This is a genomic window from Pseudoclavibacter helvolus (assembly GCF_049707175.1).
In the GTDB taxonomy this organism is placed as follows: Bacteria; Actinomycetota; Actinomycetes; order Actinomycetales; family Microbacteriaceae; genus Pseudoclavibacter; species Pseudoclavibacter helvolus_A.
Genome location: NZ_JBNAFM010000002.1, coordinates 40,060 through 63,043, shown reverse-complemented (window position 1 = coordinate 63,043; position 22,984 = coordinate 40,060). Strand labels below are relative to the sequence as shown.

24 protein-coding genes are annotated in these 22,984 nt (G+C 68.4%); 10 read left to right on the top strand and 14 right to left on the bottom strand.

Annotated features, from left to right (window positions below):
* Nucleotides 1-19: 19 nt before the first annotated feature.
* Nucleotides 20-481 carry a MarR family winged helix-turn-helix transcriptional regulator gene (locus tag ACPYN9_RS01975; protein WP_424463450.1) on the bottom strand — a complete coding sequence of 154 codons (462 nt, stop codon included), beginning with the start codon at nucleotides 479-481 and terminating at the stop codon, nucleotides 20-22.
* 108 nt (nucleotides 482-589) lie between these two features.
* Between ACPYN9_RS01975 and ACPYN9_RS01970 the strand changes: the two genes are divergently transcribed.
* Entirely contained in the window at nucleotides 590-1,156 is a 567-nt protein-coding gene (locus ACPYN9_RS01970; protein ID WP_424463448.1) for a hypothetical protein, read from the top strand.
* Between the two features lie 43 nt (nucleotides 1,157-1,199).
* A complete protein-coding gene (locus ACPYN9_RS01965) occupies nucleotides 1,200-2,198 on the top strand; it encodes a glycosyltransferase family protein (protein WP_424463446.1) in 999 nt (332 codons plus the stop codon).
* A 37-nt stretch (nucleotides 2,199-2,235) separates the two neighbouring features.
* Here the strand turns inward: ACPYN9_RS01965 and ACPYN9_RS01960 are convergent, their stop codons facing one another.
* Nucleotides 2,236-4,296, bottom strand: a complete 2,061-nt coding sequence (locus ACPYN9_RS01960) for a glucose PTS transporter subunit IIA (RefSeq protein ID WP_424463445.1) — start codon at nucleotides 4,294-4,296, stop codon at nucleotides 2,236-2,238.
* 192 nt (nucleotides 4,297-4,488) lie between these two features.
* Nucleotides 4,489-5,139 (bottom strand): Maf family protein, encoded by a 651-nt coding sequence (locus ACPYN9_RS01955; RefSeq protein ID WP_424463443.1) that lies wholly within the window; start codon nucleotides 5,137-5,139, stop codon nucleotides 4,489-4,491.
* A 190-nt stretch (nucleotides 5,140-5,329) separates the two neighbouring features.
* On the opposite strand from ACPYN9_RS01955, the gene ACPYN9_RS01950 reads away from it, so the two are divergent.
* Complete coding sequence (locus ACPYN9_RS01950) at nucleotides 5,330-5,983, top strand: putative glycolipid-binding domain-containing protein (protein ID WP_424463441.1); 654 nt, start codon at nucleotides 5,330-5,332, stop codon at nucleotides 5,981-5,983.
* A 48-nt stretch (nucleotides 5,984-6,031) separates the two neighbouring features.
* Nucleotides 6,032-7,309, top strand: coding sequence for a class I SAM-dependent RNA methyltransferase (locus tag ACPYN9_RS01945; protein WP_424463439.1), 1,278 nt, complete (start codon nucleotides 6,032-6,034; stop codon nucleotides 7,307-7,309).
* Nucleotides 7,310-7,332: 23 nt separating this feature from the next.
* Here ACPYN9_RS01945 and ACPYN9_RS01940 read toward each other — a convergent pair whose 3' ends face one another.
* From ACPYN9_RS01940 to ACPYN9_RS01925, 4 genes are read right to left on the bottom strand one after another with little or no spacing between them, the layout of a single operon-like run.
* A complete protein-coding gene (locus ACPYN9_RS01940; RefSeq protein WP_424463438.1) occupies nucleotides 7,333-7,860 on the bottom strand; it encodes a septum formation family protein in 528 nt (175 codons plus the stop codon).
* 56 nt (nucleotides 7,861-7,916) lie between these two features.
* Nucleotides 7,917-8,633, bottom strand: a complete 717-nt coding sequence (locus ACPYN9_RS01935) for a hypothetical protein (protein WP_424463436.1) — start codon at nucleotides 8,631-8,633, stop codon at nucleotides 7,917-7,919.
* Between the two features lie 39 nt (nucleotides 8,634-8,672).
* Complete coding sequence (locus ACPYN9_RS01930; protein WP_424463434.1) at nucleotides 8,673-8,918, bottom strand: acyl-CoA carboxylase subunit epsilon; 246 nt, start codon at nucleotides 8,916-8,918, stop codon at nucleotides 8,673-8,675.
* Nucleotides 8,915-10,528, bottom strand: a complete 1,614-nt coding sequence (locus ACPYN9_RS01925; RefSeq protein ID WP_424463433.1) for an acyl-CoA carboxylase subunit beta — start codon at nucleotides 10,526-10,528, stop codon at nucleotides 8,915-8,917. Before ACPYN9_RS01925 ends, ACPYN9_RS01930 begins: the two co-directional genes overlap by 4 nt.
* Before the next feature lie 155 nt (nucleotides 10,529-10,683).
* On the opposite strand from ACPYN9_RS01925, the gene ACPYN9_RS01920 reads away from it, so the two are divergent.
* From ACPYN9_RS01920 to ACPYN9_RS01910, 3 genes are read left to right on the top strand one after another with little or no spacing between them, the layout of a single operon-like run.
* Entirely contained in the window at nucleotides 10,684-11,127 is a 444-nt protein-coding gene (locus ACPYN9_RS01920; protein WP_424463432.1) for a hypothetical protein, read from the top strand.
* Nucleotides 11,124-11,996, top strand: coding sequence for a biotin--[acetyl-CoA-carboxylase] ligase (locus ACPYN9_RS01915; protein WP_424463430.1), 873 nt, complete (start codon nucleotides 11,124-11,126; stop codon nucleotides 11,994-11,996). Before ACPYN9_RS01920 ends, ACPYN9_RS01915 begins: the two co-directional genes overlap by 4 nt.
* Nucleotides 11,996-12,757: a PH domain-containing protein gene (locus tag ACPYN9_RS01910; protein ID WP_424463429.1), complete on the top strand. Its 762-nt coding sequence runs from the start codon at nucleotides 11,996-11,998 to the stop codon at nucleotides 12,755-12,757. The genes ACPYN9_RS01915 and ACPYN9_RS01910 overlap by 1 nt, the downstream gene beginning before the upstream one ends.
* Here ACPYN9_RS01910 and ACPYN9_RS01905 read toward each other — a convergent pair.
* The gene (locus ACPYN9_RS01905; protein WP_424463428.1) at nucleotides 12,754-13,365 is read right to left on the bottom strand and encodes a GtrA family protein; all 612 of its coding nucleotides are present in this window, start codon (nucleotides 13,363-13,365) and stop codon (nucleotides 12,754-12,756) included. The two genes, ACPYN9_RS01910 and ACPYN9_RS01905, sit on opposite strands and share 4 nt — an antisense overlap.
* Nucleotides 13,366-13,524: 159 nt before the next feature.
* Here ACPYN9_RS01905 and ACPYN9_RS01900 point away from each other — a divergent pair, with 159 nt between their 5' ends.
* From ACPYN9_RS01900 to ACPYN9_RS01890, 3 genes are all read left to right on the top strand, one after another.
* Complete coding sequence (locus ACPYN9_RS01900) at nucleotides 13,525-14,733, top strand: 5-(carboxyamino)imidazole ribonucleotide synthase (protein ID WP_424463732.1); 1,209 nt, start codon at nucleotides 13,525-13,527, stop codon at nucleotides 14,731-14,733.
* A gap of 83 nt (nucleotides 14,734-14,816) precedes the next feature.
* The gene (gene purE / locus ACPYN9_RS01895) at nucleotides 14,817-15,359 is read left to right on the top strand and encodes a 5-(carboxyamino)imidazole ribonucleotide mutase (protein ID WP_424463426.1); all 543 of its coding nucleotides are present in this window, start codon (nucleotides 14,817-14,819) and stop codon (nucleotides 15,357-15,359) included.
* A 59-nt stretch (nucleotides 15,360-15,418) separates the two neighbouring features.
* Nucleotides 15,419-16,807, top strand: coding sequence for an LCP family protein (locus ACPYN9_RS01890; RefSeq protein ID WP_424463424.1), 1,389 nt, complete (start codon nucleotides 15,419-15,421; stop codon nucleotides 16,805-16,807).
* A gap of 181 nt (nucleotides 16,808-16,988) precedes the next feature.
* Here the strand turns inward: ACPYN9_RS01890 and ACPYN9_RS01885 are convergent, their stop codons facing one another.
* The 6 genes from ACPYN9_RS01885 to ACPYN9_RS01860 all read right to left on the bottom strand — a co-directional run bounded on the left by ACPYN9_RS01885 (nucleotide 16,989) and on the right by ACPYN9_RS01860 (nucleotide 22,965).
* Entirely contained in the window at nucleotides 16,989-17,441 is a 453-nt protein-coding gene (locus ACPYN9_RS01885; protein ID WP_424463422.1) for an endonuclease domain-containing protein, read from the bottom strand.
* A 674-nt stretch (nucleotides 17,442-18,115) separates the two neighbouring features.
* Nucleotides 18,116-18,823, bottom strand: coding sequence for a hypothetical protein (locus ACPYN9_RS01880; RefSeq protein ID WP_424463421.1), 708 nt, complete (start codon nucleotides 18,821-18,823; stop codon nucleotides 18,116-18,118).
* Nucleotides 18,824-18,862: 39 nt separating this feature from the next.
* The gene (locus ACPYN9_RS01875; RefSeq protein WP_424463419.1) at nucleotides 18,863-20,020 is read right to left on the bottom strand and encodes a glycosyltransferase family 4 protein; all 1,158 of its coding nucleotides are present in this window, start codon (nucleotides 20,018-20,020) and stop codon (nucleotides 18,863-18,865) included.
* Nucleotides 20,020-20,919 carry a dTDP-4-dehydrorhamnose reductase gene (gene rfbD, locus ACPYN9_RS01870; protein ID WP_424463417.1) on the bottom strand — a complete coding sequence of 300 codons (900 nt, stop codon included), beginning with the start codon at nucleotides 20,917-20,919 and terminating at the stop codon, nucleotides 20,020-20,022. The genes ACPYN9_RS01875 and rfbD overlap by 1 nt, the downstream gene beginning before the upstream one ends.
* Entirely contained in the window at nucleotides 20,916-21,899 is a 984-nt protein-coding gene (rfbB, locus tag ACPYN9_RS01865) for a dTDP-glucose 4,6-dehydratase (protein ID WP_424463416.1), read from the bottom strand. The genes rfbD and rfbB overlap by 4 nt, the downstream gene beginning before the upstream one ends.
* Before the next feature lie 124 nt (nucleotides 21,900-22,023).
* Nucleotides 22,024-22,965 (bottom strand): glycosyltransferase, encoded by a 942-nt coding sequence (locus tag ACPYN9_RS01860; RefSeq protein WP_424463414.1) that lies wholly within the window; start codon nucleotides 22,963-22,965, stop codon nucleotides 22,024-22,026.
* Nucleotides 22,966-22,984 lie beyond the last annotated feature (19 nt).

The following is a 22,984-nucleotide window of genomic DNA, read 5'->3' as shown; positions in this document are numbered from 1 at the left end:
CGGGGAGGATTCCGACGCGTCAGGATGCCGCCGGGTTGCTGAGCTGGCGGAGCACGCGGCGGATACCGCGGAAGCCGACCACGAGACCCCGGAGCTCTTCGTCGCTGAGGTGCTCCGCGAACTCGTCGGTGTCGGTGCGGAGTCCGAGGAATCGCTCGTGCAGCCTGATCGCCTTGCGCGTCGGCGTGAGGTGACGGATGCGCCGGTCGGGTTTGCCCTCGGCGCGGGTCAGGAGGCCGAGCTCGACGAGCTTGTCGATGCTCGCGGATGCGGTCGGCACGGCGATGCCGAGGTGTTCGGCCGCCTGGGACACGGTGGTCACGGTTCCCGTCGTCACAAGGAAGACGGTCTTGAGTTGCTGGGCCGTGATGTCCAGTTCGAGGAACGGTGCCATGTGTCGCGCGGAGAGTCCTCGCGCGAGCTCTGTCTTGACCTCGTTGAGCTGCGCGAGCAGCTCCTCGCGTGACTCGTCTGCCGACATGGGGACCTCCTGGAATTGCCGAGCCTCTAACTAATAGTGAGGGGAAGCCTAAGTATAGTTCGAGATGGTGGTGCCAACGCGGGCGCCGTTAATGAAACGGAGTTGATCATGACCGACCAGACCTGGTGCATCGCCGGCGGCGACGACGGAGCCGACCGGCAGCTCGCCGACGCGCTGCTCCGCAGCGGCAACACGGTCGCCATTGTCGGGCGCAACGTCGCGCCCTTCGCCCTGCTCGTTGACGACTATGCCGACGCGATCATGCCCGTGGAGGTCACGGCAACGACCTCCGAGGCGCTTGCGGAGGTGCGCCAGAGCATCGAGCTGAACCTCGGGGAGGTGACGCACTTCGGCGTACTGCTCGGCGAACTCGGAGAGGGGGCGGTCGACGAGGTCGCCGCCCGGCTGCTCGGGAAGCTCGCAGGGGCGGGCCAGCGCCGCGACGGGCTCGGCCCGGCCGAGTACTCCCAGAGGCGCTGGCCGTCCGGCGCGCAGCTGATCCTCGTGCGAACCCCCGCGGGCGTCGCCAGTGTGGACGCACGAGCCGTCGAGAACGCCGACCTCGAAGCGCGTATCCGACTCGCGGCAGCGGAGGCGGAGCTGCCGATGACGGAGGTCCGCGTGCGCGACCTCTCGGAGCTCGTCAGCAGCCCGAGTGTCGTCGTGGTTGGGTGACCGCGCTCCGGTGCGCGGGGAGGTCGGGGGCTAGGCTGACCGGGTGACGTCCCGCGCGAAAAACCTCGCCAGTGCCGTGCGCTCCCGCGCCCGACGAATGCTCGGCCGCGCGCCCGAGGAGCGGCCTCTCACGTGGGCCATCAAGGTGCCGGCTCCCGACTCGCCCGAGGGGGATGTCTGGGGTGACGTCTTCTACGCGGAGGACCTCGCTCGCGCCCTTCGGGGCCTCGGGCAGACCGTGTACGTCGACCGCTGGGAGACGCGCAGGCGGCCAGACCCGAGCATCCCGGACGACGTGGCCGTGCACCTTCGCGGCTACCACCGCCCCGTGATTGTGGAGGGTGCCATCAACATCCTCTGGATCATCAGCCACCCAGACTGGGTGAACGAAGAGGAGCTCGAGCTGCCTTTCGACCTGCGTCTCGCGGCGAGCGTGCCCTGGGCGGCAGTCATGTCGCGACCGGACCGGGAGATCAGGCCCCTGCTGCAGGCGACCGACGCCGCTCGCTTCTCGCCGCGGCCGCAGCCCAGCGACCTCGAATCGGGGGTGCTCTTCGTCGGGCGCTCCCGCAACGTGTTCAGACCCATCGTGCGCGACTCCATCGCCGCTGGCGCCGATCTCGAGGTCTACGGCGACCTGTGGGAGCAGTTCATCGACAAGCGCCATGTCAAGTCCGAGTACCTCGACAACGCAGCCGTCCCCGGCGCCTATCGAGGGGCGCGCATCGTGCTCAACGACCACTGGGACGACATGGCCCAGCACGGGTTCGTCTCGAACCGGCTGTTTGACGCCGTCGCGGCGGGCGCCGTGGTGGTCTCCGACCGGATCACTGGTGGCCTCCCGGCCGAGTTCGGCGACTCCGTGCGCACGTACTCGTCCGTCGACGAGCTGAGGGGACTACTGGAAGACGGGGCCAGCGGATGGCCGACTATGGAGCAGCGCGAGGCCACGGCGCGGAAGGTCGCCGAGTACCACTCCTTCGACGCTCGCGCGATGACGCTGCTTGTCTCGGCGCGGGAAGCGCTGGCCGCGCGCTCCTGACGCGCATCCTTCACCCGCCGAGACGAGCAGCCCCGGTTTAGACCTCGCTTGGTGCGGTCGTCTTGGTCACCGCCTCGAGCATCGGGGTACCGACCTTGCCGCTGCCAAGGCCAACCGCCTCGACCGACGCAAAGGCGGTCGAGTTGAGCACGATGACCGGCGTGATGAGCGAGAAGCCCGCCGCCTCGACGAGGTCACGGTCGAACTCCACGAGCACGGTCCCCGGTGTGACATGGTCGCCTGCCTTGACCTTCACGTCGAAGCCCTTGCCGTCGAGCTCGACCGTGTCGATGCCGACGTGAATGAGCACCTCCAGTCCGTTGTCGAGCTGCAGGCCGAAAGCATGCCCGGTCGGCTGTGCCACGGCGATCGTGCCGGTGCCCGGCGCGTAGACGATGTTGCCGCTCGGCTTGATCGCCGCACCCGGACCCATAATCCCTTGGCTGAAGACCGCGTCAGGGACCTCGGCAAGGGGGACGATTTCGCCCTCAAGCGGTGCGAGCACCTCCACGGTGCGCGGCGCGGACGCCTGCTCGCGGGTACCGGCCGCGGTGATCACGTCCTCGGTGCTCTCGCCCTTCTTCGCGGTCTCCAGGTCGGCCACCGGCACGCGCGCCGCCTCGAACTCCGCCTGCTGCTCGGGGCTTCGGTAGCCGGAGAAGATCACGAGGAACATGGCCACAAAAAACGCCGCCCCGACCGCGGTCGCGTACAGCGGGATGTTGTCAAAGGCGGGGATTGTGAGCAGCGAGGTGAAGACGAAGGCGCTCGTCTTCACGCCGCCGCCGATGCCGATGATGAGCCCTCCGACCAGACAGCCGACGAGCATCCGGCCATAGATGCGCTTGAAGCGCAGGTGGATGCCGTACAGCGACGGCTCGGAGATGCCGCCGAGCAGGCCGGCGGCCAGCGCTCCGGTCGAGGTCTGCCGCATCTGCGCGTCCTTCTCGCGGATGGACAGGTAGAGCACGCCAGCGGTGGCCCCGAAGCAGGCGAAGTTCCATGCGCCCATAGGGCCCTGGATGTAGTCGTAGCCAAGGGTCTGGATGTTGAGGAGCATGATCGCGTTGATCGGCCAGTGGAGGCCGAGCGGCACCATGAACGGGTAGGCGAGCGGGATGACGATCGCGAAGATGAGCGGCGAGAAGTCGTTGATGGCTCGGAGGAGGTTGGCGAGGCCCGCACCCGTGTAGACCCCGATCGGGCCGATGAGGAACGCCGTCGCGGGGATCATGATGAGCATGCTGAGGAACGGCACGAAAATGAGGTGCAGGTCCTCAGGGATGAGCTTCTTCAACCCTTTGTAAAGCGGCCCGAGCAATGCGGCCATGAGCAGCGGTGGAAACACCTGAGAGCTGTAGTCGAACACGGTCAGCGGCAGACCGAAGATCGGCACCACCGAGACCTCTGAGCCGAAGACCTCGATCGGGTCGATGCCGTCGGCAAGCCCCGTGAAGCCGGGGAGCATGACCACGCCCATGATCGCGAATCCGATCCAGGGGTCGGCCCCGACGCGCTTCGACGCGTTGTAGGCGATGTAGAGGGGGAGGAAGACGAACACGGCCTGCCAGCACAGGTTCAGGAATCGCCACGAGGGCGGGAGGTCAGTTCGCGGGTCGGCCCAGTTGGGGATGACGCCGAGCGTGCTCATGAGGGCCATGAAGGTGATGAACAAGGATGCGCCCAGCAGGGCGCCGAGGATTGGTCGGAACGAGTCGGAGAGGAACTCGAAGACGTTATCGAGCCAGGCGAACTTGCCGCGCGGCCCCTTCGCCCGCGCCGCGGCCTTGAGAGCGGCGGCATCCTGTGGGGCGGCCGGCGCTCCGCCGCCGGACATGGACGGCAGCGCCTGGATGTCGTTATAGACGTTCTGCACGCCGCCGCCGATGACCACTTGGTAGCGCTCGCCCGATTGGGGGACCACGCCCATCACGCCAGGGATGGCTTCGACGGCAGCGCGGTCGATGCCTGACGCGTCGCGCAGCTGGAACCGAAGCCGGGTCGCGCAGTGCGTGAGGTTCTCGATGTTCTCGGCGCCGCCGAGTTCGTTGACGATGGCTGCTGCTGGCCCCGATGTGCCAGACGGATCCTGGGGCATGGCTGAACCTCCCTCACGGGGCGTCGTCGTTGACGCCTGGGCGCGACCTTACGCCCGGCCACCGCCATCCACCAGACGCGCGAGGCGTCTGTGCTCAATTCGTAGCCAAGTACGTCGAGGCCGGGTCAAGCACACGGGAAGAGGCGAGATCTCCGGCGACCAGACAGGCGGAAGCCGCGCTTCCGAGCGGCCTCAGCCGCGGTTCCAGAGGTCCGGCCAGCTGATGCCGATGCCGCGCACGAGCCGGCGCAGGGCGGGAAGCGAGAGCCCGACCACCGTCGACGGATCACCCTCGATGCGCTCGATGAAGGGGGCTCCGAGCGAGTCGATCGTGAAGGCGCCGGCCACCTGCAGGGGCTCGCCGGAAGCGACGTAGGCGTCGATCTCCGCGTCGTCGAGGTCCGCGGCGAAGCTGACGCGCGCGCTCGCGGTGCTGCCGGTGCCGTCACCGGCAGCGCGCGATCCGCCCCGGCGGTCCACGAGCCAGTGCCCCGACCACAGCGTGCCAGTCTCACCGCGCTGCTCGACCCAGCGATCGCGGGCGACGTGCGGTTCGTGCGGCTTCCCGAGCATCCGCCCACCGATTTCGAACATGGAGTCCCCGCCGAGCACGAGCCCATCCAGGGGCTCCCCGGTCGCCGGGTCCGGCGCATCCGCCACCGCAAGCGCCTTGGCGCGCGCGAGCAGCTGCACGTACTCGCTCGGCTCGAGCGGCCCCTCTGCGAGCCGCGCCTCGATGGCGGCGTCCTCGTCGACGCTCGACGGAATGACGACCGGTTCTATACCCGCCTGGCGGAGCAGCATCAGGCGGGCGGGTGACGTCGAGGCGAGGTACAGGCGCATGAGGCGAGGGTACCGGGACCGCCGCTGGCCGTGTCCGAGGCCCGTGCGTGGGACCGCGTCTCACCTCGCGGTCAGCCAACGCGCCAGCTCCTGCCAGAGTGCGCCAAGCACCCTTGCATACGATCTGACGCATGCTCAACAGCTTCCGCAGTTCGGCCAAGCGCCCAGATTCCGAAGGGAAGGGCGCGCGGTGACCCGGCTCGAATCGCGCTACCGCGCTCCGAAGCAGACAAGATTCTCACGCTCGTCGGTGGTCTGGGATGCGCCCGGCGTCGAGGCCGCGGCGGCTCCGGTCGCGTTGAGCTGGGTCACGGAGGCGACCGGTCACGTCGAGGCCGCCAGCGTCGTCGAGAACGCCGTCGGTGCGCTCACCGCGAACTCTCGCATCTCGTCGCCGGCTGCGTCGGCAGCGTCTCCCGCGCCGGCGCACCTCGAGTACCTCCTCGAGACAGACCCGGTGCTGCGCACGCGCCTCGTGTCGCTGCGACGCCCCGAGAGCGGTGAGAGCCTCACGCTCACCTCGAACGGTCGAGGCGACTGGCGTGTCGGCGACCGCGCAGCTCCGGAGCTGAGCGGCGCGCTCGACGTCGACATTCGCGCGACGCCGCTGACGAACACCCTCCCCATGCGACGGCTTGGCCTTGAGGTCGGCGAAGACCGCGAGATCCAGGTCGCCTACATCGACACCGATACGTTCACGGTCTTCCTCCACCGCCAGCGCTATCGGCGCCTCAGCCGCACCCGCTACCTCTTCCAGACCGTCGACGGCTCGTTCGAGCGCGAGATCACCACCGACGAGCAGGGGTTCGTCGTGAGCTACCCCGGCCTCTTCGCCCGGCTCTGACCCTGCCGGTGCAGGGTGTGGCGGATGCGCACGGCTAGGCTCGAGCGCATGACCCAGGACGGCACGACCCAGAACCACTCGGCCGAGATCACCCCAGGCGACGAGATCGAGCTCGAGGTCGGCGACGTCGCGCACGGCGGGATCTTCGTGGCTCGTCATGACGGCAGGGTGATCTTCGTCGCCGACGCCGTGCCAGGCGAGGTTGTCCGGGTGCGAGTCACTGAAGTGCGGAAGTCGTTCGCCCGAGCTGTCGCAACGGAGGTGCTGCGCCCGTCGGCGGACCGCCAGCCGCACGTGTGGAGCGAGGCCGCCATCGAGCGAGCACCGGAGGAGCGGGCTGGAGGGGCCGAACTCGGGCACATCCGGCTCGGCAGACAGCGGGAGCTGAAGGCGCAGGTCCTGGCCGAGTCGATGGCTCGGTTTGCCGGTCACGAGTGGCGAGGTGCCGTCGAGCCGCTGCTCGGGGACGACGAGAACGGCGGAACGCGCTGGCGCACCCGCGTGACCTTGCACGTCGACGATGACGGCCGCGTTGGGCCCTATGCTGCACGCTCGCACCGAGTCATCGAGACCGAGACCCTGCCGCTCGCACACGCCGACATCGAGGAGCTGGCGCCGCTGGGCGAACGACTCCCGGGTTCCGGCCGCATCGAGCTCGTCGCGCCCGCGGAGCTCGACACGCGCATGCGCACCATCATCGACGGCGTTCAGGGCCGCAAGCCCGGGGTGGTGACCGAGGTGGTCAACGGTCGCGAGTATCGCGTCGACGAGGACGGGTTCTGGCAGGTGCATCGCCTCGCCGCAGAGACGCTCTCGAACGCCGTCGCCGACGCGCTCGATCCGGCGCTGGTCGACGCGGAGGCCGTGAACCTCGACCTCTACGGCGGGGTGGGGCTGCTCGCGGCCGCCTTCGCGCAGGAGGCTGGGCCCGGCGCCTTCATCGAGACCGTCGAGTCGAACGCGGCGGCGACGAGCCACGCGACGGCGAACCTCGCGGAGTGGCGCGGCGCGAGCGCGGTCACCGCGCGCGTCGACCAGTACCTCGCGCGTCTCGAGCGCGACGCAACGCACCTCGACCGCGGCGGCGTCTCCCGTGGGACCGTCATCCTCGACCCTCCCCGGGCCGGAGCAGGCAAGGAGGTCATCGACCGCCTCGCGAGCTTCACCCCGGCGCAGCTCGTCTACGTCGCGTGCGACCCGGTCGCGCTCGCGAGAGACACCGGGCTCCTCCTGGCGCACGGGTATGCGCTCGAGTGGATGCGCGCCTACGACCTCTTCCCGAACACGCACCACTTCGAGACGATCGCGAGGTTCGTGCGTCGCTGAGGTGCCCGGTCAGCGCCGCCCGGTCAGCGAGCGGCGCCGGCGAGCGTGCCCGACGTCTGCGCGGCAGGGTCGGTGATGTTGCACTGGATCAGGCGGTCGTCTGCGCCCTCCCAGCTCTCTTGGGTCGGCGTCAGGTAGTTGAAGTCCAGCGCGCTCTCCTCGTAGGCGAGCCCGACGAACGTCGCGAACTGGGCGGTGCAGTCGGTCATGGCCTGCGTCTCGATGGCCTCGTCACCCGGGAAGTCGCCATCGGGCAGCTCGACCTCGTGGTAGACCTCGTAGTCGTGCGGATCCGCGCACGGGACCACAGGGATCTCGCTGACCATGGTGCTGCCTGCATCGTTGAAGCAGTCGCCGACGGCGAGCTTGAAGACATCGAGGTCGCCCGACTCGGTCACCTCCTGCGTCTCCCCGTCGCGCACGTCGCTCTCGCTGAGCTCGCTCTCGACCGAGTCGGCGACATCCTGCGCCGCCGAGCAACCGCTGAGGCCGAGCCCGAGCAGCGCGAGCGCTCCGATCGTGAGTGCCGTTCTGACCGTGGTCTTCGCCATGATGTCCCCTTGAGTCTGGATGGTTCTCGTTCACTGTAGCGAGAAGTCGGCGCCCGCTACGGTCGCTGCTCAAGCAGTAGGGAGACGGCACGCTCCTTGTACTCGATCGGGCAGTCGGCGAAGTACGCGGAACTTCGGATGAGCGCCTGCGTGTAGCACTCCGCGTGTCCCTCCACTGCCGGCACGACGTCGCCGTCATGGCCGGTGAACTGCCCGAAGCCCTGCTCTTCGAGCACACGTTGCATCTCTTGCGGGCTCGGGAAAACGTAGGCCTGCTGCGCGTGGCCGAGCTCGTGGATGAGCACAGACGCGCCGACCTCGGTGATCGACGGGAACAGGGTCGGGTCGTCGGCCCTCAGGTGGATGCTCGCCGTCGGCTGCTCGGTTGGGCATCCGCTGCCCTCGCACCAGGATTGCTTCGTGCAGGCCTGCGCGCCCTCAGGGCAGGCGCTTTGGCCGTCCGCGGACCAGGTCGCTGGCACGCCGGTCTCGGCGATGAAGGCGTCGATGCCTGCATCCCCGTCCGGCCAGGGGCCGATGGGCGCGACGACCAGTGGCGGGTAGTCGAGCGAATCACTGGCGGCCTGCTCGCTTGGGACGACGATCGGCTCGAAGCTGCCCTCGGCGCCGAGCACGTTCGACTCGAACCAGTCGCGGAGGCCTTCGGCGCTCCACGGGTCGGCGCCAACCGCGTCAGGCGCATCCTGGGTGGGCACGCCAGCCGGCGTCGCGAACACCACCAGGACCGCGAGTAGCGTGACGATGGCGAACACGAAGCCGCCGCCTGACCGCTCTCTGCGCATACGAAGGCGTCAGCTCCGGTAGGAGCCGCCGAAGGGGTCGCTCGCGGAGCCGCCCCCGCGCATGGGACGCTGCGAGAGCTGCCAGGCGGTGCGGCGGCGCACGATGTCACGCGGCCGGTCCAGTTCCTGCGCCGACTCGATCATCGAGGCGAGCACCAGCGTTGCCGCCGCGAGCTCGTCCTCGCTCGGGTTGCCACTGACCGTGCGCACGATGTGCTCGAGGCCGACGTGCGAGGGGATGTGCTCCTGGCTCACAGTGGGATGTTCCCGTGCTTCTTGGGGGGCAGCGAGGCGCGCTTCGTGCGAAGCGTCCGCAGAGCCTTCGCCACGATGACACGCGTGGAGGCAGGCTCGATCACCGAGTCGAGCTCGCCGCGTTCGGCGGCGAGGAACGGCGACGCGACGTTGTACGTGTACTCGTTCGCGAGGCGGGCGCGCACCGCGGCGACGTCTTCGCCTGCCTCTTCCGCGCGCTTGATTTCGCCGCGGTACAGGATGTTGACGGCGCCCTGCCCGCCCATGACGGCGATCTCCGCCGTGGGCCACGCGAAGTTCAGGTCGGCGCCGAGCTGCTTCGAGCCCATGACGATGTATGCGCCGCCGTAGGCCTTGCGCAGGATGACGGTGACCAGGGGCACCGTCGCCTCCGCGTATGCGTAGAGCAGCTTCGCGCCGCGCCGGATGACCCCAGACCATTCCTGGTCGGTGCCGGGGAGATAGCCGGGCACATCGACGAGCGTGAGGATCGGGATCGAGAAGGCGTCGCAGAACCTCACGAAGCGGGAGGCCTTCTCGCCGGCCTCGATGTTCAGGGTTCCGGCCATCGCGCTCGGCTGATTCGCGACGATGCCGACCGAGGTTCCATCGACGCGAGCGAAGCCGATGATGATGTTCGGCGCGAACAGCGGCTGCACCTCGAGGAAGTCACCGTCATCGACGATGAGCTCGATGACCTGCTTCACGTCGTAGGGCTGGTTCGGCGAGTCGGGGATGACGGTGTTGAGCTTCTTGTCGAGATCGGTGATCTCCAGCTCGGTCTCGATGTCGTAGCTCGGCAGCTCCGCCTGGTTGTTGTCCGGGAGGAAGGAGAGGAGCTGGCGTGCGTAGTCGAGCGCGTCATCCTCGTCTGCGGCCAAGTAGTGGGAAACACCCGAGGTGCGGTTGTGCGCGAGCGCGCCGCCGAGCTCCTCGAAGCCAACTTCCTCACCCGTGACGGTCTTGATGACGTCGGGCCCGGTCACAAACATGTGGCTCGTCTTGTCGACCATGATCACGAAGTCGGTGAGCGCGGGGGAGTAGACCGCACCGCCGGCTGCGGGGCCCATGACGATCGAGATCTGAGGGATGACGCCGGAGGCCTGGGTGTTGCGGCGGAAGATCTCGCCGTACTTGCCGAGCGCGACAACGCCCTCCTGGATGCGGGCGCCGCCCGAGTCGAGCATGCCGATGATCGGCACCCCCACCTTCATGGCGTGGTCCATGATTTTGATGATCTTCTCGCCGGCGACCTCGCCGAGCGAGCCGCCGAAGGTCGTGAAGTCCTGCGAGTAGACGGCGACGCCGCGACCGTGGATCGTGCCGGTGCCCGTGATGACCGCGTCGCCGTACGGGCGCCGCGCATCCATGCCGAAGGCGGTGGTCCGGTGCCGCACGTACTCGTCGAGCTCGACGAAGGAGCCCGGGTCCAGCAGCTCGAGGATGCGCTCGCGCGCAGTCTTCTTGCCCTTCGCGTGCTGCTTCTTCGCGGAGACCTCCTCCGCCTGCGTCACCGCTTCCGCGTGGCGGGCCCTGAGGTCGGCGATCTTGTCGGCCGTGCTCGTGGGGGTCGGACCGGACGCTGCGGAGTCAAGTGGTGCGGAGTTCACCCGCGCCACTTTACTCTGCCGCTGAAATCGACGCTGCGAGAGTTCCGCCGCCCGGGTCCTCCAGCCACGGCGTATCTTCGGTCGTTCGGGATAGCCTGAACGCCTAGCGGTGTGCATGAGGGACGCGCGCCGCACGACATCGAGAGGTTGGCGGCATGACTCAGGGGACTGGTGCACCGCACGGGGCGTCGCCTCGGCCGGGCGCCGAGGTTGTACCGCTTGCCCCGGATGCGCAGGCACAGCAGTGCATGCTGCCGTCGAGCGCGCCCGTGGCCCCGTACGACTCGAGCGCCCGAGGCGAGGCCCCCGATGCCCCGGCCGAGTCGAGGCGGAGCCTCTGGGGTGCGTGGGCGCTCGGCGTCGCCGCCCTCTCGCTCGTGCTGGCCTTCATCCCGGTCCCGGTGCTCAACATCGCGCTCGCGCTCTCCGTCGCCGCGGTCGCCTTCGTGCTCTCCATCGTGGCCCTCTGGCAGAAGCGCCGCTCGAAGGTGCTCTCCATCGTGGCGCTCGTGACGCTGTTCGTCGCCGTGCTCGCCTCCGTCGTCATGACCTTCGTCTACCTCTCCTTCATCGGCTCGGCGATCGCAGGTGCGCAGTGAGCACTCCCGCGATCACCCAGCTCCTCCTCGGAGGGCGCGCCGCGGGAACCGAGCTGCGCCTCATCTCCGTGCCGGAAGCGACCTCCACCAACGACGTGCTCGCCGACATCTGGGAACGCACCGGTGGCGAAGCCAGCCAGAACCCGGAGCTGAGCACGCTCGTCACCTACGCGCAGACGGCCGGCGTCGGGCGCCACGGGCGGGAGTGGATCTCGCCCCGCGGCAAGTGCCTCGCCGCCTCAACCCTCGTCCGGCTGCCCGACGACGAGCGCGCACCGCGCATCCTCGGCTGGCTGCCGCTCATCGCCGGCCTCGCGCTGCGCAGCGCCATCCTCGAGCTCGTACCCCCGGCACCCGGATTCAGGCCAGACGAGCATGCCGCCCGAGTCGAGGTCAAGTGGCCGAACGACGTGCAAATCGACGGCAAGAAGGTCGCGGGCATTCTCGGACGAGTCCTCGGCAACCGCGACGGCGAGCTCTCCTGCATCCTCGGCACCGGCGTCAACATCACCCTGCTGGCCGACGAGCTCCCTACGCCGCAGGCGACCTCGCTCGCCGTGAGCGGCATGCTGCCCCCGCACCCCGCCGAGCTGCTGCCCGCCTACCTCGCCGAGTTCGTGGCGAGGCTCGACGCCCTCCGGGCAACTGGGGGAGACGCCGTCGCCAGCGGCGCGCACGCGGAGCTGAACGACGTCTGCTCGACCCTCCGCACCCGAGTCACCGCCACACTTCCCTCGGGTGAGGTCGTCCAGGGGTTCGCGACCGAGCTCACCCCGGAGGGGCACCTCGTCATCCGCGGCGACAACGGCGAGACCAAGGCGGTCGCGGCCGGCGACGTCGAACGCGTCCGCCCAGAGAACGGGGCCTGATGCGCGGCCGCCCACCGCACCCGAGCGAGCAGTCCTGGGACCAGATCTTCGGTACGCCTGCCACTGCGCAGCAGACCGGCCAGCAGCATGCCCCGCAGCCACCAGTCTTCCCGCAGCAGGGCCAGCCTGCACCCCAACAGGCCTTCCCCGGCCAGTACGGGCACGGCGGCCCCCAGACCTACGCAGACCCGAACCAGAACCACGGCAGATACGCGCAGCCGCATCAGGGGTACCAGGAGGCCGCGTACGCGCAGCAGCCGGGCGCCTGGAACGACAGCTCCCAACAGCGGCACTACGAGCCCCTCGGCATGCGGCTCCCAGAACGGACGGTCATGCGCGTCCGGAAGCACGGCCGACGCCTACTCCTCCCATCGCTGGTGCTCGTCGTCGGATTCGGCACAGCAGGCTACAACCTCGGCGCCCTCCAGGAGTCGACGATCGGGGCACGCCACGCGTGGCTGCTCATCTCGCTCGCCGCGATCGTGCTGCTCGGCATCGTGCCGATCGTCGTCTGGCTGCAGGCGCGCAACCGCATCACCACGCACCGCGTCGTGCTCTCGCAGGGCACGCTGGCCAGCGAGACCCGCGAGATCTCCATGAACTCGATCGTCGACGTCACCGTGCGCCGGAACCTCTGGCAGGCGATGTTCCGCTCGGGAACGATCGTCATCACGTCGATCTCCGGTCACCGCCTGCGACTCGTCGACGTGCCAAGCGCCAACACGGTCGCCGCCTGCATCCGCGAGCTCAGCGGACCTTAGGCGCTCTTCTCCTGCATCTCCGCCACGCGCTTCGGGGAGAAGACCCAGAAGCGGTACAGGAGGAAGCGGAAGATCGCGCCGAGGCCGATGCCCACGAGGTTCGCGATGTTGTAGGCGACCAGCGAGTGGTTGTCGAGGACCGCGTTCGTGAACCAGATCGGAAGCAAGCCGATGCCGAGGCCGACCAGGCTGACGCCGAAGAACTCGATCGCCTCCCGGAAGTTGTCCTGGCGCTTGTGCTGGCGGAACGTCCAGATGCGGTTGCCGATCCAGTTCGTCACGATCGCCGCGCACGTCGAGATGACCTTGGCCCAGAGCGCGCCGTGTGCGACCTCGCTCGGGTTCAGGACGGTCAGCATGAGAATGTTGAACAGGCCAGTGTCGACGACGAAGCCGACCCCGCCGACCAGGCCGAAGTTGATCAGCTGAGCCATCATGCCCTTCGACGCGGCGATGCGTCTGAACACGTTGGCGACGCGTCCCCACAGTGTGCGCGACGTGCGCTGCGCCGGGATGTCGAACTCGGCAGTCTCGGCCGCGACGAAGCCGACGAAATCCTCGGGCTCAGAGTGATGCGGCTCTGCGTGCTTCTGGGAGCGATTGGTCAAGCGCTCGACCTCCATCGTGGCGCACTTGCGGGGGTAATGCCGCGCAAGCAGGATAAACTGTTGGGGAGTTGTGACCCTCGTCGGAGTATAGACACGTCAGAGCAAAAGGCACGAGACTGCCACAGCGCCGCAGGCGGGGAGAACTCCCCATGTCTTCCAATTCCATGCGGGCCCACAGACTCTCCCACGGCAGCACTCTGCCGGCAGCACTCTCGAACGGAGCGAACCATGGGTCAGGTCGTCGGTGTCATCGGAGCCGGACAGCTCGCGCGAATGATGCTCCCACCAGCCATCGAGCTCGACATCGACCTGCGCGTGTTCGCGGCCGGTCGCGGCGAGAGCGCCGAGCGCGCCGTCACCGCCATCGGCGACATGCACGTGCTCGACGAGGTCCTCGAGTTCGCGCGCGGCGTGGATGTCATCACCTTCGACCACGAGCACGTTCCGCAAGACGTGCTCCGCGGACTCGTCGACGCCGGCGTCGCCGTGCGCCCCGGCCCCCACGCCCTGCAGTACGCCCAGGACAAGCTCCTCATGCGTCGCCGCCTCGCGGAACTCGGCATTCCCATCCCCGAGTGGGCCGAGGTGCGCGACGAGGCAGAGCTCCAGGCCTTCATCGACGACAACGGCGGCGTCGCCGTCCTCAAGACCCCGCGCGGCGGCTACGACGGCAAGGGCGTCCGTATCGTCCGGTCCGGCGCAGACGGCGCCGACTGGTTCGCGGCAGGCGAGTCGCTGCTCGTCGAGGAACGCGTCGAGTTCCGACGCGAGCTCGCGCAGCTCGTCGCCCGCCGCCCATCCGGAGACATCGCGCTCTGGCCCATCGTCGAGACCGTGCAGCGCGACGGGGTCTGCGCAGAGGTCCTCGCGCCCGCCCCCGGTGCCGAAGGCGCAGACGACCGACTCGGCTACGTCGCCGCGACCATCGCCCAATCCGTCGCGCTCGGCCTCGACGTGACCGGGGTGCTCGCCGTCGAGCTCTTCGAGACCACCGACCAACGCATCCTCGTCAACGAGCTCGCCATGCGCCCCCACAACTCCGGCCACTGGACCATCGATGGGTCCACCACAAGCCAGTTCGAGCAGCACCTTCGCGCCGTGCTCGACCTCCCACTCGGAGACACCGGCATGACCGCTCCGCACGCCGTCATGGTGAACGTGCTCGGCGGCCCACAACAGGGCAGCTACGGCGAGCGGTACGAGCGAGCCATGCACGAGCATCCCGACGCGAAAATCCACAGCTACGGCAAGTCCGCGCGACCAGGCCGCAAGGTCGGCCACGTGACCGTCGCAGGGCCAGAGCTCGACGACGTCGTCTACCGAGCCCGCGCCGCCGCGGCAGCGTTCGACGACGACCGCGACGCCTGACAACCCGCGTCGACAGTGCTGAGGCGCCGCGTCACCGGCCAGCCTCAGCACCGGCCCGCGCACGCGCGTCTACGCTTGCACGCATGAGCGACCACCCCACAGCATCGCCCGCGCCCGCAGCCGCCACCCCTCAGCCGGAGCCGCTCGTCGGCATCATCATGGGCAGCGACAGCGACTGGCGCGTCATGCACGAAGCCCGAGACGTGCTCGCAGCGTTCGGAGTGCCCGTCGAAGTCGAGGTCGTCTCGGCCCACCGCACCCCGGAGAAGCTCGTCAGCTACAGCCGCGAAGCGCGCGACCGCGGCATCCGCGTCATCATCGCCGGCGCAGGAGGCGCCGCACACCTCCCCGGCATGGTCGCCTCCCTCACCACGCTCCCCGTCGTCGGCGTGCCCGTTCCCCTCAAGTACCTCGACGGCATGGACTCCCTGCTCTCCATCGTGCAGATGCCAGCCGGGATCCCGGTCGCCACCGTCTCCATCGGCGGCGCCAAGAACGCCGGAATCCTCGCCGCGCGCATCCTCGCCACAGCCGACGAAGCGCTCGCAGCCAGCCTCGCCGACTACAGTGACGGACTGCGCGACACCGTCGAGGCCAAGAACGACGCCCTCAAGCAGTCACTCTGACCCGACACCCCGCTCGCCGGGCCGTCGCCGCACCACACGCTCCTCGACCGCAGGACCCCATGACACTCACCCTCCCGCTCCGATATCCGGACGCCAGCTCGCCGCAGCTCATGACCAGACGCGCCTGGTGGCTCCTGATTGCGAACTTCTTCCTGCCGGGCACCGCGCAGGTGCTCGCCGGAAACCGCAAATTCGGGCGCTTCATGCTGACGATCTGGCTTGGCGGCATCGCCGCGATCCTCGTCACCGTCCTGCTCGCCCTCGTGCTCCGCGGGCCGCTGCTGTTCATCTTCTCCACCACGATCGGCATCACGATCGTGCACCTCATCCTGCTCTTCTACGTCGCCATGTGGGTCATCAGCGGCCTCGACGCGCTGCGCCTCGTGCGCCTCGTCAAGCTCGAGCAAGTGGCGCGCCCCCTCATCGGCATCATCGGCGTCGTGCTCGTCGCGGTGCCGCTCGTCTTCGCCGCCGTCTCCTCCCAGGTCGCGAACCAAGGCAAATCCGCCATCGAAGGGCTCTTCGGAGGAGCCTCCAACGGCATCCAGCTGCCCGCCGACGGACAGATCAACATCATGATGCTCGGCGGCGACCGCGGCGACGACCGCGAAGGACTCCGCCCCGACTCCATCAGCGTCATGAGCTTCAACGCGTTCAGCGGCAAGCTCACCACCATCGGCCTTCCCCGCGCCATGGAAAGCTTCCCCTTCTCCGAAGGGCCGATGCGCGACCTCTACCCGAACCTCTACGAAGGCTGCGCGGTCGACGTCTGCTACCTGAACTCCGTCTACACGGAAGCGACGATCGCCGAAGACGGCAGCTACGCCGACGCGGCGGAACGAGGCTCCGAACCCGGCATCGAAGCCATGCGGGACGCGGTCGAGGGCATCACCGGGCTGAGCATCCAGTACTACGTGCTCGTCGACATGGCCGGGTTTACCGAGCTCATCGACGCACTCGGCGGCGTCGACATCAACGTCACCGAACGCGTCGGCATCGGCATCAACGACGACGGCTCACCCGGATGGGCGCCCGCCACCGAGTTCATCGAGGTCGGGCAGCAGCACATGGATGGCTCCACCGCCCTCTGGTACGCGCGGTCCCGCTACGAGACGACCGACTTCGCCCGCATGGAACGCCAACGGCAGCTGCAGGAAGCCATGGTCGCGACCATGACCCCAAGCAACCTCCTCAGCAAGATCGGCCCCGTCACTGACGCACTCGAGAAGGTCGTCCAGACCGACATCCCCGAGGGCATGATCGGCTACGTCGGCGACCTGCTCCTCAAATCCCGCAGCGGCAACAGCGTGCGCCTCGACATCGTGCCGCCCAACTTCGACCAGGGCAATCCCGACATCCCCGCCATCCACGCAGCCGTGCAAGACGCCATCGCAGCAGATCCCCCCGAGGCGACGCCAGCCCCCGAGGAGACCGCGCCAACCGAGTAGCGCGCGCCGCGCATCCGCCCGCACCCGCCCCCACCCGCACGCCCCCACCCGCGCGCCCCCACCCGCATCCGCCCCCCACCCGCGCGTCCCACCCCAGCGTCTCGGGATGGGTTGCTCATCTCCGGATGGACTGCAAGTCATCCCGAGATGAGCAACCCATCCCGAAACTGGCATCTGCGGCTCACCTTGGACGATTCCGTGCGGCTCCTAGCTGCGCGAAGAAGGTGGCTCGACGCTTGAAGAGATCGTCGATGGTGATGCGAATCACGAGCCAGCCTGCCTCCTGAAGACGGTTGATCCTGGCGACGTCCTTCTTGGCTTGTTCCGGGTCCCAGTGATACTCACCGTCGTATTCCACGGCGATCTTGAGTTCCGGGTACGCAAGGTCGACTCGGCCGATGAACACCTGTCCCGCGTGTACTCGGTACCCCACCAGAGGTTCCGGAAAGCCAGCATCGACGATGACGAGACGGGTCAGGGTTTCCATTGGAGATTCCACCCCCTGCCTGATCTGAGGAATGGCCGCGCGCATGCGCGTTGCGCCGACGTTTCGACCCCAGCGCGCCAGGACGTCGGCAAGCGAAGCTGCGGACGCGAGCTCGGGCACAGTCTCGAAGACATCGACGGGCGGCACAGGGGAATCCGGGCGAATGATTCCGCGGTAGCTACCTGAAGTCGTCACCAGAGCATCGCCTACAACGACAAGCTCCCGAACCGAGAGGACCCGGGCCAAGAGGCCCCAGGTGAGGTCTGGAGGTGTAAGGGGCTCTCCGAAAGGGGCAGTCATCTGCCAGATGTCTGGGTGGATGCTTCTGCCTCGGACTCCGACGCCTGTGGGTTTGTTGCGGCCGGTCGGAACGACGACGTGCACAGTTGCATCCTGATCGAATCTCCGCGGCAGGGGGAGGCCCCAGAAGAGAGCGGCGGTGACGTCGCCGAACGCGTGCCAGGCGCGCATCCGGGGGAGAAACGCCCTTGCGATGTCAACCGGTGCCGTGATGCTGCCAACGATCTGCACTCCGCGGTGAGGCTGCGTAAACGCGCCTCCGTAGAGCTCCTGCGGCGTCGCGCCTGAGCGAAGAGCATCACGAGTGGTCATCGCGCGTGCCGGTGGCCCTGCGGGTGTTGAGCGCTCGGAGTTCATGCGGCTCAGGCTAGAGAGCCCCGTTCGTCTTCGTCTTGTTTATCCACAGGCTCGGCGTGCGGCGCGCTCGCGAACCAGACTCTCCGGATGGGTTGCTCATCTCGGGATGGCTTGCAACCCATCTCGAGATGAGCAACCCATCCCGAGACGGCGGCGGCGGCGTGTCAGAGGCCGCGTGGGGCGAAGAGTGCGAGCCAGAGGAACAGGATGCCCGCGACGGCGAGGAGGACCGCGAGGGTTCGCCGGTAGTCCCAGACGGCGGCTTTGGAGTAGAACCCGACGATGCGTGCCGTGACGGACGGGATCTTCGTCCACACCCACGCGAGTACGAGGAACGGCGCCGCGAGAGCGACGAGGAACACGGCGTAGGCCGCGACCCGCAGGAGGTCGTCGGCGGTCAGGCTGTGGAGGAGCCGGCCCGTGAGGTACATAATCGGCAGGGTCGTGAAGCCGATGCAGGCTCCCAGGCCGAGCAGGAAGTAGCCGGCGTTGGATGCGCGGGGCTTCGAGGGCGCCTTGCCGGTTTTCGGGAAGTTGTGGACGCGGGCACGCCAGATGAGCACGGACACCGCGGAGACGAGAAAGATGATGCCCACGACGAGGTCGATCGTGCGGTTGAGGAGCGCGGTGTCGAGGCTCCCCTGCAGGGAGGACACCAGCGTCGTGGGGTCGAAGCTGCGGAAGATCAGGAGGAGGGCGGTCGCGCCGACTCCGAGCCCGAGGAGCATCCAGCCGAGTCGCCTGGCCACGTTGACGTTGCGGGCGAGGAGGTCGCCGGTCGCCGCGTAGAGGGCCGGGTTGAGTCCCATGGCAAGTCCGAACCCGCACAGGGTGAGCAGGGCGGTGCTCCAGCGCAGTAGCTCGTCCACCATCTCTCCCAGTCGTGTTCGGCGAGCGCCGTGGCAGTGCGCCTAGAGGTCGGCGTGGAAGTTCCAGACCTGGTCGGCCGAGATCTCCCAGGAGAACATGCCGCCGCGGTCTTTGCCGGCGAGCCGGAGTCGGCGCTCGAGGTCGCTGTCGCCGAGTACGCCGGCGATGGCGCCCGCGAGTCGTTCGGGGTAGCCGGCGTCGGCGATGCCGCTGCCGCGTTCCACGACCAGGGTGGCGTCGAGGCCAACCTCGACGAGTGCGGGATCGTCGGAGGTGATGACGGGCGTGCCGAATTTGAACGCTTCGATGATGGGAAGGCCGAAGCCAGCGCTGAGGCTCGGGACGACGAGCGCGCTGGCGCGCTGCAGGGCGACCGCGAGCTGCTCGTCACTGATCACGCCGACGGAGTGAACACGCGAGCTGTCGACGCCGGAGTCCGCGATCAGCGCGTCGAGCGTGACGTCGCCTCGTTCGGTCGGGCCGACGACAACGAGGGTGACGCCGTCGAGGGCGCCGTCGCCGAGCGCGGTAAGCAGCTGGGCGAGCCCGTGGCGCTTGTGGAGCGACGCGAGCGTGATGATGTAGTCGTCGGGGAGTCCGAGCGCTTCGGCGAGCTCGTCTCCGGCTTCCTCGGAAGCTGGGAGGCGGATGCTCGCTGCCGCGGCGGGGCTCATGACGCGGACGCGGTCGCCAAAGTCGTAGTGCTCGATGACCTGGTCTGCGACGGCGTTGGTGGGTACGACGATGCCGCTCGCGTAGCGGAACGCGCGACGCAGGAGCGCTTTGTGCTGCTTCGTCGTGTGCGCGCTGACGAGCTCCGGGTGCGTGAACGCCGTCATGTCGTGCCAGGTGACGACGGTCTGGTCGATGCCCTGGCTCAGCGAGATGTCGCGCATCGGCGCGAGCGGGGTGAGGCTGTGGATGAACCCACCGCCGACGGCGTTCGTGAGCAGCCCCCGGGACCAGGAGGATTCGAGCCGCTCCGGCCGGAGCGGCGCCTGCACGATGGAGCTCAGCCCCGGGACGCGTTCCTCGAGGAGTGCGACCTCCTCGCGTGAACGCTTGGGGATGATCGCCTCCACGTCGCAGCCGCGGGGCGCACGCGCGATGAGCTGGCGACCCAGCTCCTCGCTGTAGCGCCGCGTTCCGCTTGGGCGCTCGTCGGCGGCGCGATCGAGGAGGACACGAAGGGTAACCATCAGCTGCTGAGGACTCCTTGGGCGGCGGCGTCTTCGAGTGCGTCGAGCCAGGGCCGCATGGGTGGAACGTTCGCGCGCGTCCAGGCGTCGTGGCCGAGGACGGAGTACGCGGGGCGTGGGGCTGGGCGTACGAATGCGGTGCTGTCGGTCTCGCGCACCTTCGCGGGGTCGTGGCCCGCGAGGCGGAAAATCTCGCGCGCGAAGTCGTACCAGGACGCGATCCCGGAGTTCGTGCCGTGGTACGTGCCCGCTGGCGCGTCGGCGTCGATGAGCGCGACGATTTGCTTCGCGAGGTCTGCCGAGAACGTGGGCTGCCCGAGCTGGTCGGAAACGACCGACACTTCCGGCTTGCTCGCCGCGAGGCGCGCCATGGTCTTCGCGAAGTTCGGGCCATCGGCGCCGTACAGCCACGCGGTGCGCACGATGTACGACGCGTCGGGCAGCGCATCCCGCACCGCCGTCTCGCCGGCCGCTTTCGTGCGCCCGTACGCCGAGATCGGGTCGTGGCCCGCGTCTTCCGCGTACGGGGAAGACGCATCCCCCCGGAACACGTAGTCCGTGGAGACGTGCACGAGCTTCGCGCCATGCTTCGCGGCCGCCGCGGCGAGCACGCCCGGACCGGTCGCGTTCACCGCGAACGCGGTCGCCTCGTCGCTCTCCGCGCCGTCCACGTTCGTGTACGCGGCGGCGTTGATGACGACGTCATGCCCCGCCACAGCGGCATCCACCGCTGCAGGGTCGGTGATGTCGAGCGCGGCGCGATCCAGCGCCGTGACCGCGCGACCCGTAAGGGCACGCTGCAGGTCACGGCCGAGCATCCCGGACGCACCCGTGATCAGGAACCGCGCGGCGACCGCGGGAGCGGCCGCCGCGGCGGGGACAGACGTCGAATCGGTCACAGGGCAGCGCGCTCCTTCAGCGGCTCCCACCAGGAGCGGTTGTCGCGGTACCACTGCACCACGTCAGCCAGGCCCTGCTCGAACGGCACCTTCGGCTCGTACCCCAGCTCGCGCTGGATCTTCGAGATGTCCACCGAGTAGCGCAGGTCGTGCCCGAGGCGGTCCTGCACGCGGTCCACGTACGACCAGTCCTTGCCCGTCGCGTCGAGCAGCAGCTGCGTGAGCTCCTTGTTCGTCAGCTCCGTGCCACCACCAATGTTGTAGATCTCGCCCGGCTTGCCACCCACGAGCACCATCGCGATGCCACGGCAGTGGTCGTCCACGTGCAGCCAGTCGCGGATGTTGTTGCCCTCGCCGTACAGCGGAACGTGCTTGTCATCGATGAGGTTCGTGACGAACAGCGGGATGACCTTCTCCGGGAAGTGGTACGGGCCGTAGTTGTTCGAGCAGCGCGTGATCGACACGTTCAACCCGTGCGTGCGGTGGTACGAACGCGCGATCAGGTCCGACGATGCCTTCGATGCCGAGTACGGCGAGTTCGGCTCGAGCGGGAACGTCTCGCTCCAGCTGCCCTCCTCGATCGACCCGTACACCTCGTCCGTCGAGACGTGCACAAACCGAGGCAGCTCGTGACGCAGCGCCGCGTCCAGCAGCTTCTGCGTGCCAACGACGTTCGTCTCGATGAACACCGACGCGTCGCGCACGGAACGATCCACGTGCGACTCCGCCGCGAAGTGAACCACCGCATCCACCTTCGGGATCCACTCGTCGAGCACCACGTCATCCGTGATGTCGCCCTCGACGAACGTGAACCGCTCCGAGTCCGACACCGGGGCGAGGTTCTCGAGGTTGCCCGAGTAAGTCAGCTTGTCCAGGACAACGACCTCGACACCCTCCAGACCCTCGTACTGGTCCTGCAGCGCGCGGCGCACGAAGTTCGAGCCGATGAAGCCGGCCCCGCCGGTCACGAGAAGTTTCATACCTGTCCTGTTCAATCGTCGGCCGGGCAGTGCCGATGGAAATTTGCCGATGGTTGTGTGGTTCGAGCGGTGCGGTGTCAACCCGCACGCAGTCGGAGCTACTCTAGCGCGGCCCTCCGACGAGCTACCACAGTCCCGCGGTGATCAGCGTGGCGAGGGCAGCACGGTCGCGAGGCCGTCGCCGCAGCTGTCGCCAGCGTCGCACGAGTCGCAGCGCGTCTCGATAAGTGAACTCCGCGAGGATCTCGTGCAGCCACTGGAGCCTCGGCAGCTCTTCCGGGGAGGCCACGTGGATGCACGCCTCGACGGTGAGCTGGACCTGGCCTCTGTGCCAGCGGTTCGAGGTGAGCCTGAGCCGTTTCCATGCCTGCGCGAGTCCCGTGTTGGCACCCACGGCGTTGGAGACGTGCTGTCGGTAGTCGACGGTTGACTCGCCGTCGATGATCCAGCGGAGTCCGGCCGCGCGGGCGAGCGCGTAGATGAGCCAGTCGTGGGCGAAGGCCTCGCGGGCGGGGGAGTCCCGGTTGTCGAGCTGCTCTGCGACGAGGCGAGCGAACCGCTGCGTGAGCAGGAATGTCGAGCCGGGGCCGGGCGTCTCGAAGAGGTGGTCCGCGAGCCGTTGCGGGTAGTCCTTCTTGATCAGGATGCGCGTGCCGTCGTCGGAGAACGCGGTCACGTTCGAGGAGATGCCGTCCGCGCGCCCCTCGCTGAGCAGGCGGATGTGCCGCTCGAGCTTGCCCGGCATCCAGACGTCGTCCTGGTCGGCGAAGCCGACATAGTCGTGCTCGTCGATGGGGATCGTCGTGAGGAGCCGGAAGAAGTTGGGAGCGGGGGCGCCGAACGTCTCCGGCGGAAGGATCGTGATGCGCGGGTCGGCGTCTGCGCGCGTCGCAAGCAGCTCGAGCGTGCCGTCGGTGGAGCCGTCGTCCGACACGTACACGTGCAGCTCTGCCCCGGTCTGGTCGAGGATCGAGTCGAGCTGCTCGTCGAGGTAGGTCCTGCCCATGTGGGTCGCGAGGAGGACGGCGACGCGCGGCATGGCCGGTGGCTCGGCGTTGGTGTGCATCCGTCGTTCCTTATCTCTT